Genomic DNA, 13651 nt, shown 5'->3' on the forward strand with positions numbered 1-13651 from the left:
AGGATGAACGTAACCTATTCAACAGTCTCTGGTACAATATTGGACCCGCTATATGCATGCTCTATACCTTCTGCATAACCCATTCAGTATGAAGCCATCCATATAAAATGTACGCTCTACAAATCACCACACGCCAGATGTCTTTAAGTTTCGTACAGTAACGTATTCAGGCATTCTACCGGGTTAAAGAAGCAAAGATCCACAACTTGTCAGTGGATCTTTTTCAAGATCGGGCCAAAAGGATTTACCAGCCGCGAGCGGTAATCATAGCACTCACAATAGAGACCACCGCAAAAAGGGCAATGAAAACAATTGTCGCGTTAAAAACGAGGCGCTCAACACCGCGACGTGTCTTAAAAATAGAACCGGCGCTACTGCCACCAAAGGCACTGCCCAGGCCAGCTCCACGTACCTGTAACAAAATAAACACAACCACGGCTACGCTCAGAACCATCTGAATAATGCGAATAGCCGGAATCCACTGTTGCAGCAAGAGCGTTCCTCTCTTTCGTGCTAACCCATATCAACCAGAAATGAAACAATTTCTGAGAGATTATATCATAATCCCTTTCAGCCGTCGAGATAACTTGCACCAACCCAAAAAGATCCCTGATACTAGAGAGAGAGAATGCGCATGAGAGAATGCACATTCCAGAGTCCAGAGATTTTTTTGTCCCTATTTTTCAACTGGCACATGCTCTGCTTCGACAAAACTCACCTGTGGCGCATCAGTAGCCGATGAGGGAGTGGTATTACCCACACGTTGCTTTAACAGCATAGCCAGTGCGGGCCAGCCATCTTTCCAGGGAGACAACTTTTTATCCTCGCGTGGATAATAACTGATCGGCACCTCAAAAATACGATAACCGGATTTAAGGATGCACGTTGTAATTTCTGGCTCAATCTCAAAACGTCGACCGGTCATAGGTAAAGCATGAGCGACGGCTCCTGGCATCAGTTTATAGCAGGTCTCCATATCATGGATACGACTCCCAAACAAGATGTTAGTGAGTACAGTCAAGAAACGATTGCCCCAACGAGTGGTAAACTTCTGCTCGCTCAGATTGCGATAACCATAGACCGCCACCTTCTTATGTCCCGCGCGGGTAGCATCTTCCCATTTACGCACCAGAGGAGGAATATCCAATGGATCATATTCCATATCCGCATCTTGCACAGTCACTAAATCGCCGGTTGCCAGACGGAAACCGGTGCGTAAGCCTGCACCCTTTCCTTGATTATGCTCATGGCGTACATAACGATAGGTATCAAAGGGAGCCTTTTGCCGAATTTCCTGCAAAATCTCCCAGGTTCGGTCTGTTGAAGCGTCATCCACTACAATTACTTCAAGCGTCAATGGTACTTGAGAAAGTTTTTCTAGAATAAGAGCAACTGTCTTTTCTTCATTATAGACAGGAACAACAACAGAAATAAGCATTTAATAGACCAACCTTCCAAAGGATAAAGTATTCTCATTAAAAATAACTACAAAAAAGTAAATCCATATTGACTAGACGAACGAGTATGGATATAGAAACAACACTCACTATCTATAGTATAAAATAGTTATAGACCGCTTGAGGTTATTCTTTTACATGCAACAAGACAAGAAACAGATGAAGCAAATAACCAGATAAAATCTCATACAAGTTCTCTATAGACAAGTATTTTTCCGGCCTGCTCGTTTATTGTCCATCGCTGATTATATCTTAAATAGAGCGTAATGAAAAAAAGTAGGACCAAAAATACCCCTCCACCATGCAAGAGAAAAACCTGTTGACCCACAAAAGCCGTCTCTTGTAGAACACTTATCCGTATGATACAATAGAATCCGGGCGAGGACATTTGGTCCCCGCCCGAACTTATGTGAGAGAGTATTACAGTTATGGAAATTTCCTGGCTTGGCCACTCTTGCTTTCAGTTACGTGGCAAAAACGTCAATTTAATTACTGATCCTTTCACTCCTCAGCAAGAAAGCGCGGAACCACCCGCAACGCTGAGTAAGATTAACGCCTCTATTATTACCATCAGTCACAATCATCCAGGCCATAACTATGTACAGGGTGTGGGTGGGAATCCACGCGTTGTACGTGGACCGGGTGAATATGAAATTAACGAAGTGCTAATCACTGGTGTTGCCTCCTACCATGATGATGAACATGGGAAAAGTCATGGGCGGAACACTATTTATGTCATACATATGGACGATCTTGTGATCTGTCATTTAGGCGATCTGGGTCACGCATTAAAAGAAGAGCAGTTAGAAGCCGTTGCAGATGCCGATGTGTTGTTAGTACCCATTAGTGGCGGGAAATCGGTCACAGCAACTCAGGCTGCGGAAATTATCAGTCAGGTTGAGCCGCATGTGGTTATTCCAATGCACTATCATCCAACACCCGATGAGCAGCGACCGGCTCAATTAGATAAGTTTTTCCGCGAAATGGGCGTTGAAGCAATTGAACCACAACCCAAATTTACCGTTACCAAGAATTCACTGCCAGCCACGATGCAGGTTGTGTTACTAACACCACGGTAAGTACCGTGAAGAGAGTATCACTGTTTCAATTGCTCAAGGCAAGGCTCCCGATATAAGGAGAAAGCGAAGCTATGTCAAAATTCATCTTTGTCACAGGCGGTGTGGCGTCATCAGTAGGAAAAGGTATCAGTGTAGCCTCACTCGGGCGTCTCCTCAAAAATCGCGGAGTCTCCGTCTCGCTCATGAAATTGGACCCCTACATCAATGTCGATCCCGGTACAATGTCCCCCTATCAGCACGGTGAAGTTTTCGTGACAGAAGATGGCGCGGAAACAGACCTGGACCTCGGTCACTATGAGCGGTTTACCGATGAGCCATCGTATCAAACCAATAACGTGACCACAGGCCAGGTCTATGCCTCGGTGATTGGGAAGGAACGACGCGGAGAATATCTCGGCGGTACGATTCAAGTTATTCCACATATCACCAATGAGATTAAAGATCGCATACGTGCGGTGGCTCGCCATTCAGATGCGGATGTGGTAGTGGTTGAGGTTGGCGGTACCGTTGGCGATATCGAGGGTGAGCCCTTCTTAGAGGCCATTCGCCAGATGCGTAAAGACGTGGGACGGCGCGAGGTGCTCTATATCCACGTGACCTTACTGCCCTATCTGGGCGCAGCCAAAGAACTGAAAACCAAGCCAACACAACATAGCGTAAAAGAGCTACTACGCGTTGGTATTCAGCCCGATGTTATTTTATGTCGTTCCGACTATGCTGTGCCCGATGAGTTACGCGAGAAGATTGCGCTGTTCTGTAATATTGAGGAAAAAGCGGTCATCGGGATGACAAATGCCGATACGATCTATGAGGTTCCTCTGTTGCTGGAACAGGCCGGTCTGGGTGAGTATCTGGTACAGGAACTCAACCTGCCCAAGCATGAACCACATATGGAAGAGTGGAGCAATCTGGTGTCGCGCATCAAGAGCCCACGTCCTGAAGTAACCATCGGTCTGGTCGGCAAATATGTTGAATTACATGATGCCTACCTCTCAGTCGCCGAATCTCTCCATCATGCTGGCTGGTTCCATGATATGGATATCCATATCAAATGGATTAACTCAGAAGCCCTGGAACAGATGGGTGATAACTACGAAGAGGCATTAGAAGATGTCTCAGGCATTGTCGTACCTGGTGGCTTTGGGCATCGCGGTATCGAGGGTAAAATCAAGGCGGCTAACTATGCACGCCGCAACAACATTCCTTATTTAGGACTTTGCCTGGGTATGCAGGTTGCGGTTATCGAATTCGCGCGTAATGTGCTTGGCATGAAAGATGCCAATAGCTCTGAATTTGATCCCCAGAATAGCAATCCTGTCATTGATCTCATGAATACACAGCGCAATGTGTCCGATAAAGGTGGCACGATGCGTCTGGGTAACTGGGTCTGTTGTCTGATGGCTGGTACAAAGGCTCACGAAGCTTATGGCGAGCCGATTGTGTTTGAGCGACATCGCCATCGCTATGAATTCAATAACGACTATCGGAAACGCATGGAAACTCATGGATTGGTTGTCAGTGGTCGCTCCGCTGATAATAGTCTGGTAGAGGTTATTGAACTGAAAGACCATCCCTGGTTTGTCGCCTCGCAGTTCCATCCAGAATTCAAGAGTCGCCCGACGCATCCACATCCACTGTTCCGCGATTTTATCGGGGCCAGCGTGAAGTATCATAAGGGACAGCAGGATACTTTGGCGTTGGAACCCAGCAAAGTATTACCCGACTCACGGGTAGAGCTATAAAACTGAAGAGTTGTAAAAAACTATGATGTACTTGAGCCAACTGCTCGGTGAGCCTGTTGTCGATCAACAGCAGGTACGTGTGGGCAGAATCATTGATATATTCGTGTTGGCAGCGCAGGTAGGCCAGAGTGACGCGGTCTACCCCAGCGCGCTGCTGGTGGATGTCGAAGACAAGCAACCTGAACGGATAGCGCCTGTTGCACTGGAGCGTAAGGATGGTCAGTGGCAGTTGCGCGCTTCCCATAAGCAGTTCGCTCAATCATTGCCCCCTTCCCAGGAGGAAGAGATTCGCCTGGCCCAGGAGGTGCTGGATAAACAGATCATTGATCTTGAGCACAAGAAAACGGTGCGGGTGAATGATCTGTGTTTCAGCGATAGCTGGCAGATTCTGGGTGTCGATAAAAGTCCTTTAGGGCTGGTACGCCGCCTGGCCCCGGCCTGGTTATCTCATGCGATTAACCAGCCCACCACGACAACCCTGGTTCCCTGGGAAGATATCGAGTTAATTCACTCCTCCACACGACATAGAGATGATCCAGAACATCCTACAAGCGAGTCACAAATCATCCAACAACAGGCAGTACCACCTGCACCTGGCTCGTTTACTGGACACCTCTCAGAACTTCATCCCGCAGATATCGCCACGATTGTCCACCAGATCACCGTTGAGCAGGGGACGCGCTTGATCGAGCGTCTTGATAATGAAACTGCCGCCGCGACCATGGAAGAAATTGCCACCGAACGCCAGGCACAAATCCTGGAAAACCTTGCTCCAGAGCGAGCCGTTGCTATTCTGCACGATATGAGTCCCGATGAGTTAGCAGATCTGCTAGGACAATTGCCCGAAGATCGGCAGCAAGAATTGTTACGACAGTTAAAGCCGGAAGAATCGGAAGATGTACAGGATCTTTTGGAATATGCTTCTGATACGGCTGGTGGCTTGATGACAACCGATTATATTGTTCTCAATCAGACACGCACTATCCAGCAAGCACTGGAAGCGGTACGCTTAAATATCATCAAAAATGATGTCCGTATCGCCTATCTCTATTGTGTTGAGGATGAGACACAGGATGAGTGTCAGCCATTGGGAGTTGTTTCGATCTGGGATCTGATTGTGGCTCAACCCACTCAATTACTACAAGAGATCATGGAGACCAATCTGATCTCAGTACAGCCAGACACTGATCCACGTACGGTGGCTGAGACACTGGCTAAATATAATCTCCTTGCAGTTCCTGTAGTGGGTGAAACAGGCATCATAGAAGGCGTTATAACCGTAGACGATGCCCTGGATGTGCTGTTGCCAGTTGAGCGTCGCCGCAAACCGATACGCATGTATTAGCCAGAAACGCAACCATTGCTCAGCCTAAAGAGAAACTGGCCAGTCCATACATTTTAGTACGCTGGCAAGAAGATATTGTCTTGCCATGGCGCATATGCTTCAAGGTACGTACCAACTCAAATCCAGAGCGTCGTAGCAACTCAACTCGGCTGGGAGAAGATGAAGGGCTGGAGATTTGCAGTCTCGGACGGCTGGTAGAACGCCAGTGTCCCACAGTATCCTCCTCAACAAAGCCGGTGCGTTCATATGGGGCGTAACTCAAGCATTGTAAGACTTCCTGCCTTTTCTATAATTCCATCAAATAAGCCATGCTCCTAACGGAGCACCCTGAACCATGAAATTGCTCCCAATTTCAGAGAAATAAGAGGATGTATGAACAAGAACGTAGGCATCGCACGAAGCGTCAGCGTAGGTCGATGCACCCTTGCTCGTACGACGCTCTCACCCCAAAGCTCCAGAATGGCCTACGGGCGAGATGGTCGTACGTGAACGGGAAAGCGCACCTCGGTTGCGACCTCGGCACGCACCTACACTTCTCCCTCATCATTGCAGGTGTTTGAACTGTATTGGGAGACACCCTGAACCATGAAATTGGGAGCAATTTCATGAGAATAGTTAGAATGAACTCAGGATCAGGATTGGGGGCAGTCGGAAGAGTTGGCGGGTACCGTAGTCTCGAGCGCAGCTAATACCTGCATGATATCCTCACATACCTCGATCATGGTTTCGGGCAACCAATCTTCCGGGTGTGGCTCATCAACAAGCAGCAGATGCTCAAGCTCGTTATCCCCGATTTGAATCTGTATACTCTCTTCTTCTGTATCAGAGTTATCGTGCAGACCACTCATACCGGCAGGATGCCAGATCGGAAGTTCGACGCGCTGCTGCAAATTTAATACTTCTGGATACAAACGATTCTCGCGCAAGACCATACTTACAGCAGGACGTGTCTCGGTTGTACGACGGCTATGCTCACTCGCCTGCAATTTTACCAGTTGCGAGAGGGATACTAACGCATCATCCGGTATAGCGGTCCCATTCAATGCCAGTGAATACGATAGATCAACAATCAGAGGAGGAAGCGAACTCGTATGCAAATGCGCACAATCTTGATCTGCATCATGGAAAAACTCACAGGTGCCAGTGGCGCCGTCATTGGAAAGAGCGGTATCCAGCACACCCCAAGAGAAGGAGGCCAGGCAAGAACTCCGCGTCTCCTCCTCCTCACAGGAACCTGTATGGCAGACACACGAAAACTCACGTTCCATTGAACGCGTATTTAACCAGAATTCCGGGTGGGTAGCAAGACCAAGATCACGAGCCGCTTTGATAAACAATTCGGTCATTTCTTCATATGTTACCAATTTAAGCTCCCTCGTGCCTGTAGCAGGCACTGTAGTGACCACATAGCAACTCAACAATGTCTATGTTCATTTATATTACCGGGGGAAATCGCACGTGTCAATAAATAGTTTGATCCGGGGACCAGAACCCTTCCACAAAAAAACAGGACATCCATGTTGTAGGATGTCCTGCAACGCTGCTGTACTTACCGATTAAAGCATTGGACGAATAGAGAGGATAGAGTAGGTCGTCACGCCGCCAGGAGTTGAAACACTTACCTCATCGCCTTCACGATGTCCCATAAGAGCTTTGCCCACAGGAGACTGATCGGAAATCAAACCTGCTTTAGGATCGGCCTCAAAAGTCTCTACAATATTAAAGATGCGCTTGGTGCCACGATCTGTCTCCACCTCAACCTGCATACCTACACCTACAATCCCATCTTTGTTCCCGTGCATATCCGGTGTCATAACTTCAGACAAGGCAAGGCGCTGCTCAAGCTCAATGATCTCACCTTCTAATTTAGCCTGGTCATTTTTCGCGTCTTCATATGCACTGCTTTCGCTTATATCGCCCGCTTCCTTTGCTTCATGAATATAATCGGCGATCTCGCGGCGTTTCACATTGCGCAGATAATCTAGCCGCTCTTTCATTTTCGCAAAGCCCTCAGGCGTTAAACGATAGATTTTGCGATCAGATGCATCACTCTGTCCACCAATACTCATAGTAAAACTCCTCCTGGTAGTGAGGCTCTCGACCCAAACGGGTCCATTCCCGATCTCTGCCTCTGATTACTTATAAATGTTCGTACAGGATTCATCACTCTTCTTTTTTTCGCTTGTTTGTGCTGCTTTTGGACCTATCCATTCATGATCATCCCATCCAAACTTCAGGCTGTCAGGCCTTCAGACAATGAGAAGCACATCATACTACAATGCTTTTGCTTGCAAGCTTTTGACAAAAAGAGGATGAAATATGCGACAGCATAGAGAATGCTTACGCGTCTTGCTACTTGATGCTGTCTCTTTCCTGTTAATCGAGGCGGCATAACTCCACGCCTCGGTGCAACGCGAAACGCAGATGCTCAACACACATGAGGGAGATTATACGTTGAGAATTACGGAACGTCAAGTGATTTGCCTCGCTTTTTCACGAGTATGAAAGAACTTGTTTCAACTCGCATCCCGCGACAAATTCGACTGCAAGGTGCATCCGCTACCGATTATTCTACATCCTATCTCAGTAGAACCATGCTCAAGATAACCCTCTACGCGCTTAATTTATCATAACACTATTTAGCAGCCACAAAGCGGAAGAGTCGTGTGTTACACACTGGACAAACACCTTCCATTGCATTGCGCCCATTCTTTGTAACAATTTGTTTAGGATTTTGCATTCCACGTTTGATCCGACATTTGACACAGTAGGCTTCAGGTGCCACAAGGGACTCCTCTGTTGCCTGCTCCAGAGACTCAGGTTCCACAACAGCTGGCTCTACCTCTTCCTCTACAAGCCTTTCAACTGGCTCTTCTGCCGGTAATCCCACGTCAACAACATTGACCACAGCGTCTGTCTCCGGGATATTCACTACCGGTGGCAGAGCTTCCTCTCCCGGAATTGTCTTTTCCAGGGATGGCGTAGCCTTGCGGGTATACCACAGTTGTAGACAGAAAATACCTAATGCGATCAGTGCAAATAACCAGACAAACGGACGACCAAATTTCAAATTTATAGATTTACCCATATACTACCTCCATATCTACTACAACCAACCACAGCAAAAATGATACTGCCAGTGGAAAGTATAGCTGAAATACTCATTATCCAGGCTTTTTTTCACACGAATAGCAGAATAGAACTATCACTCTCGCCATTTCATCTGCCATACCACAAAATGAGCATTCCAGGGAAGCGCTACGAAAAACAGGACACTGGAAAGGCCGATTGTTGTCTCAACACTTGCTTGCTCGACAGGGCATTCCAATACTCATGAGTGGGAGTAGGATGCCAGATCCAACGTATTCGAGAGAAACGGAAAATCAACGTAGCGGCCACCCGATTTTTTCCTTTTCATTTTTCTACCATTTTCATTGGTAAAAAATCACGAACGGTGGCAACTCTTTGGTTTCGGGTTGTCGCTGAAGGCTACACAAAAGAGATTTGGAAGACCCTGCTTGCTTGCTGATACTCTAGCCAATTCATAAGAACAAGATTATAATGTGGCTGGCACCGCATGTTTATCAAACAAAGGAGAATTCGATGTTCAACATCATCGGTTCGCTTGTCACTACGGCAATTATCGCTTATTTATGGGGTTCTATCCCTGCTGGCTATTGGATGGGACAGATCATCAAAGGCAAGGACTATGATATTCGTGATCATGGGAGTAAAAAGATTGGGGCAACCAATGTACAACGCACTTTAGGGACCGGGCCCGCAATCATCGTGCTCTTTATTGATCTCTCAAAAGGGATTGGTCCTGCTCTGCTGGCGACGTTTGTACCCTTCTTTTATGGTTCGGGCTGGGGTATTCTCGTTGCCGGATTGGCGGCTCTACTAGGGCATTGCTTCCCAATATTTATCGGCTTTAAGGGGGGACGCGGTGTGCTGACAGGAGCGGGCGTCATTCTCGTTTGCTCACCTCTTTCATTCCTGATCACTGCCATTACAACTATCGGCACTATTAGTATTTGGAGATATGTCTCTCTTGGCTCGATTGTTGGTTGTGTGACAGGCATTGTGCTGGGCATCGTCTTCTATCTTGTTGGATTGCTTCATCCCGGTTTCTTTGCTGCCGTGAGTCTGCCACAAATGCTTTATATGCTTATCGGACCAGCCTTAATTATTCTTTTTCATCGCGATAACATCGGGCGTCTGCTAGCGGGCAAAGAACGCAAGCTCGGACAAAAAGCAGAGAATGTCCCGGCCAGCGCAACAAAATAGCGAGAAGAGATTTCTCTTCTCGCTTTCCTGCTACCATCCGCTTAATGAGCGGTTGACTCATCACTGCTACGCAGGAGCGGCCAGCCTCCACGCAGATATTCAAGGCCCGAAAAGATCGTCCAAATCGTAGCCAGTATCAATAAGACATCGGCAAGGAGTAACAAGAGTTCCGCTGCGTTCACAGTGTGGCTATTGAAGGTAAGCATGTACGGAAAAATGGACAACATATGTGCGCCCAGACCTTTAGCTAGCAACAGGGCACCCAGAGCTAGCAGTGTGATAAAGGTCTTCTGCTTGCCCCACATGCCAGCCGGAATGACCTTCCCTTTCGCTGCCGCGATTGAGCGCAGGCCAGAAACCATAAACTCACGTGCCACAACAATAAAGACAATCCAGGGAGGAACCAGACCCATCGGCACCAGCGCAATCATCACAGCAGATACAAATACTTTATCCGCCGTCAAGTCAAGGAATACGCCCAGCGAAGAGACCACTTTAAAGCGCCGCGCCAGATAGCCATCCAGATAATCAGTGACCGACGCCAGGAAAAAGAGGACCGTGGCGAGCAGGAAGGCCCATGGTTGGTTGACCAATACCAATATAAAAACCACGACAGTGGCAATTAATCGGCTTATACTCAATATATTCGGGAGATTACGCATATATACTCCTCATCGTGAAACCACCCGCCTGTAGCGGGCAACTTCTTTGTTCCGATAGTATGTATATCATCACAGCTCTGGCTTTTCTGATGCGAAGCCTCGCATAGCTATCTCTGCCGCTTACTCCCCATCTTTCAGACAGGCGCTGATGATATGCTTGACGAGACACTACTCTCTTACGCCCTACCGTCTCTCATAGACACAGCAGTATGGTAGATTAAGCAACAGTCACAAGCAGTGCCCGCTAGCTCATCCTACCTTTTCTTCGTGCTACGGCAATAATGCGTATTATATGCGAAGCCAACCAGGGTGTACAGACAAGCAAAAGCCCGTTATGCTTTGACCGCGACAAGAATATCCCGTTTTTTGATCACACGATCTACAGGATGACTGAACTGTGTGTAAGGCGCGTCATTACGTACCTGCAACTGCGTGTGTTTCTGGAATAAAGCCACCAGCGCCTCACGCTCAATTCGCGTGGCATTCCAGGCCAGAGCAACTGTCCCACCAGGAAACAGCATCTCTTCCCAGACGGGCAGGGCTTTACTCAACAAAGATGAGACCTCACCAAGGTGCTGGATGCCATAGGGCAAATCCCCTACAATCGCATGCATATGTGGTCCACCGACGACTTCACGCATATGGAAAGCAGATTCTGCCGCGTTGCCATGCGCCAGCACCAGATGATGCGCCTGGCCTTTGCGCCCAATCTCAAATTGATAGCGTCGTCCACTATGGCGCCCACGCTCATCAGTCTCTTTGAGATGGATATGCTCGCTGGCTAAATACTGACGGATAAAGACCGCCGTTGAATCCACATCTTGCCGTCCCAGATCGATGCCAAAGGCATCGTAGCCCAGTGCCAGAGCTAGAAACAGCGTCGTACCACCGCCGCTTAGGGGATCTAAGATACGTAGCCGCTGACTGGTCTGTGTGGGATCTTGTGACCGATAGTGACCTGCGAAGAGGGCCGCATTCAAGAGGACACGTGTAAAGGTTTCATTCGTCTTCCCTTTATAACGCCGTGCCTCAGCCATCTCAAAGGGCACAAAGGGAGTAAATTGAGGTTCAAGCGGACGCAAGAGTGGTCCAGCGATATCACCAACCTGTTCAAAATACTCATGTGCCTCGCTAATCGCTCCCAGCCGAGGAATCAGATGCTGCAAGAGCGGCAAACATTCGTCGTTGGCATCCTCAACCGTTGCCAACAAATAGGCCTGTCCAGCCAGTGTTACCGGCTGAAGCGTTTGTATCATCGCCCCCAGCGGACTCGCCAACACTTCAGGCGTCGCCAGGATAGCAGTCATATGCGCGTACTGTGTACTGCGTTGTGGTGTAATCTTGAGCGCTATTTTCATACCTTGCAGTATAACATAGCCCTGAGGCAGTTCCTAGCACTGAATCGTACACCTGAACAGAGGGATTGTCCCTTCCCTATTCAGGGACAAGTTAGTACAATACAGAGAGACAACCAGAGAGATACACCATACATAGAATGAAGAGCCTGGAGGATGTTGTATGCATATCGTCACTGTTTCAGAGATGAAAGAACTTGAAGACCAGGCAGGCCAAAAATATGGCCTGACCTCGCCAATCCTTATGAATAATGCCGGTCAGAGTGCAGCCGAAATTTTTAAAAGCAAACTCCTTCCCCATCAAAAACTTACAGGATTACGCATACTCTTCCTGATTGGCCCCGGCAACAATGGTGGTGATGGGCTGGTGATGGCTGATCATCTCCAAAAAGCGGGAGTAATCATCAGTTGTTACCACTGGAAAGAGCATACACTGAACATTCAGGGCAAAGAATGCATTGAGGCAGATACTGCCTCGATCCTGGAAACGCAGATCCAACACGCCGATTACATTATTGATGCCTTACTGGGTACAGGTCGTTCACGTTCTATGGCTGACGATATGCGTAGCTTACTGGCCCGCGTCAAACAAGAGCGGACGCAACGTCCACACCTGCGTATCATCGCCATTGATCTTCCCAGTGGGCTCAACGCAGATACCGGCGAGGTCGATCCTGGAAGTATTGAGGCCAATAGGACCATTACATTGGCCTGTCCCAAACAGGGCTTTTTCTTTTTCCCGGGACGCGATTATATTGGTGAGCTCTCAGTAGGCTCTATTGGCCTACCAGCCGAACTAGAAAGCCCTCTTCGAACAGAAATGCTCAGTGGGAAGCTTGTTCACACATTACTCCCTGAACGCCCTCTCAATAGCAATAAGGGGACCTTTGGCAAAGCGATGCTCCTATGTGGCTCACTCCCCTATCCAGGTTCAGCCTATCTGGCAGGCAGTGCCGCGGGACGGGTAGGTGGGGGATTAGTCACGCTGGCAGTCACAGAGAAGATGCTCTCGTTTTATGCCAGTTCCTTCCACGAAGCCACCTTTGTCATCCTTCCAGAAAATGATAGGGAAAGCTTTGAGCGCTCCAATGCGCTGATCGAGAAATTAGAGGGCTATAAAGCACTGTTGATCGGTCCTGGACTGGGGCAATCGCCCAACACCCGCGAAGTTATCCTCCAGGTGCTTGAATATGTACGCTCCCTGCCGCAAGAGAAACGTCCCCATCTGGTGGTAGATGCCGATGGACTCAATAATCTATCCGCCCTCGAACGCTGGTGGACCTTACTCCCGAAAGGCACGATCATTACCCCCCATCCAGGCGAAATGGGACGCCTCAGTGGAGGCATCAAGGTCTCCGGGGGGAACTTTGAGCGCCTGGAACTGGCACGCCAGAAGGCCAAAGAATGGCAAGTCAATCTTGTTCTAAAGGGCGCCTGCACGATTCTGGCAGATCCGCAGGGGCGTACCCGTATCAACTGGTGGGGCAATCCAGCGCTGGCAACAGCTGGAACTGGCGATGTACTGGCAGGCATGATTACAGGCTTCCTGGCCCAAAAGATGGATCCCTTTGATGCCGCCAGTGTAGCCATCTACCTGCATACCGCAACCGCCGACCTTGTTACCGAGGAACGTCATATCGGCCGCGCTGGACTACTGGCCTCAGATCTTTTACCATCCATCCCCAACGCGCTGGTCAATACCGGAGATGCCGAATTATAAGGGA

At 48.5% G+C, this 13651-nt stretch carries 13 protein-coding genes; 5 read left to right on the forward strand and 8 right to left on the reverse strand.

Going from position 1 to position 13651, the window contains the following annotated elements:
- Positions 1–244: 244 nt before the first annotated feature.
- Both secG and F1593_RS13020 read right to left on the reverse strand, forming a co-directional pair.
- Positions 245–493, reverse strand: coding sequence for a preprotein translocase subunit SecG (secG, locus tag F1593_RS13015; RefSeq protein WP_149402001.1), 249 nt, complete (start codon positions 491–493; stop codon positions 245–247).
- A gap of 183 nt (positions 494–676) precedes the next feature.
- The gene (locus F1593_RS13020) at positions 677–1438 is read right to left on the reverse strand and encodes a glycosyltransferase family 2 protein (protein WP_149402002.1); all 762 of its coding nucleotides are present in this window, start codon (positions 1436–1438) and stop codon (positions 677–679) included.
- Between the two features lie 447 nt (positions 1439–1885).
- Between F1593_RS13020 and F1593_RS13025 the strand changes: the two genes are divergently transcribed.
- From F1593_RS13025 to F1593_RS13035, 3 genes are all read left to right on the forward strand, one after another.
- Positions 1886–2536 carry an MBL fold metallo-hydrolase gene (locus F1593_RS13025; RefSeq protein ID WP_149402003.1) on the forward strand — a complete coding sequence of 217 codons (651 nt, stop codon included), beginning with the start codon at positions 1886–1888 and terminating at the stop codon, positions 2534–2536.
- Between the two features lie 71 nt (positions 2537–2607).
- Entirely contained in the window at positions 2608–4278 is a 1671-nt protein-coding gene (gene pyrG / locus F1593_RS13030; RefSeq protein WP_149402004.1) for a CTP synthase, read from the forward strand.
- Between the two features lie 22 nt (positions 4279–4300).
- Positions 4301–5623, forward strand: a complete 1323-nt coding sequence (locus tag F1593_RS13035; protein ID WP_149402005.1) for a magnesium transporter MgtE N-terminal domain-containing protein — start codon at positions 4301–4303, stop codon at positions 5621–5623.
- 19 nt (positions 5624–5642) lie between these two features.
- On the opposite strand, the gene F1593_RS13040 is transcribed toward F1593_RS13035, so the two are convergent.
- From F1593_RS13040 to F1593_RS13055, 4 genes are all read right to left on the reverse strand, one after another.
- A complete protein-coding gene (locus F1593_RS13040) occupies positions 5643–5885 on the reverse strand; it encodes a hypothetical protein (protein WP_149402006.1) in 243 nt (80 codons plus the stop codon).
- Positions 5886–6255: 370 nt separating this feature from the next.
- Positions 6256–6987 (reverse strand): hypothetical protein, encoded by a 732-nt coding sequence (locus tag F1593_RS13045; RefSeq protein ID WP_149402007.1) that lies wholly within the window; start codon positions 6985–6987, stop codon positions 6256–6258.
- Between the two features lie 192 nt (positions 6988–7179).
- The gene (locus tag F1593_RS13050) at positions 7180–7692 is read right to left on the reverse strand and encodes a GreA/GreB family elongation factor (RefSeq protein WP_149402008.1); all 513 of its coding nucleotides are present in this window, start codon (positions 7690–7692) and stop codon (positions 7180–7182) included.
- 566 nt (positions 7693–8258) lie between these two features.
- The gene (locus F1593_RS13055) at positions 8259–8711 is read right to left on the reverse strand and encodes a DUF5679 domain-containing protein (protein ID WP_149402009.1); all 453 of its coding nucleotides are present in this window, start codon (positions 8709–8711) and stop codon (positions 8259–8261) included.
- Between the two features lie 515 nt (positions 8712–9226).
- On the opposite strand from F1593_RS13055, the gene plsY reads away from it, so the two are divergent.
- Positions 9227–9910, forward strand: coding sequence for a glycerol-3-phosphate 1-O-acyltransferase PlsY (gene plsY / locus F1593_RS13060; protein WP_172632093.1), 684 nt, complete (start codon positions 9227–9229; stop codon positions 9908–9910).
- 41 nt (positions 9911–9951) lie between these two features.
- Here the strand turns inward: plsY and pgsA are convergent, their stop codons facing one another.
- Together pgsA and F1593_RS13070 are read right to left on the reverse strand one after the other, a co-directional pair.
- The gene (pgsA, locus tag F1593_RS13065; protein WP_149402011.1) at positions 9952–10572 is read right to left on the reverse strand and encodes a CDP-diacylglycerol--glycerol-3-phosphate 3-phosphatidyltransferase; all 621 of its coding nucleotides are present in this window, start codon (positions 10570–10572) and stop codon (positions 9952–9954) included.
- A 332-nt stretch (positions 10573–10904) separates the two neighbouring features.
- Positions 10905–11930: a TRM11 family methyltransferase gene (locus F1593_RS13070; protein WP_149402012.1), complete on the reverse strand. Its 1026-nt coding sequence runs from the start codon at positions 11928–11930 to the stop codon at positions 10905–10907.
- Positions 11931–12090: 160 nt separating this feature from the next.
- On the opposite strand from F1593_RS13070, the gene F1593_RS13075 reads away from it, so the two are divergent.
- Positions 12091–13647, forward strand: a complete 1557-nt coding sequence (locus F1593_RS13075) for an NAD(P)H-hydrate dehydratase (protein ID WP_149402013.1) — start codon at positions 12091–12093, stop codon at positions 13645–13647.
- Positions 13648–13651: the final 4 nt, after the last annotated feature.

The sequence above is a fragment of the Dictyobacter arantiisoli genome (assembly GCF_008326305.1).
Taxonomy (GTDB): Bacteria; Chloroflexota; Ktedonobacteria; order Ktedonobacterales; family Ktedonobacteraceae; genus Dictyobacter; species Dictyobacter arantiisoli.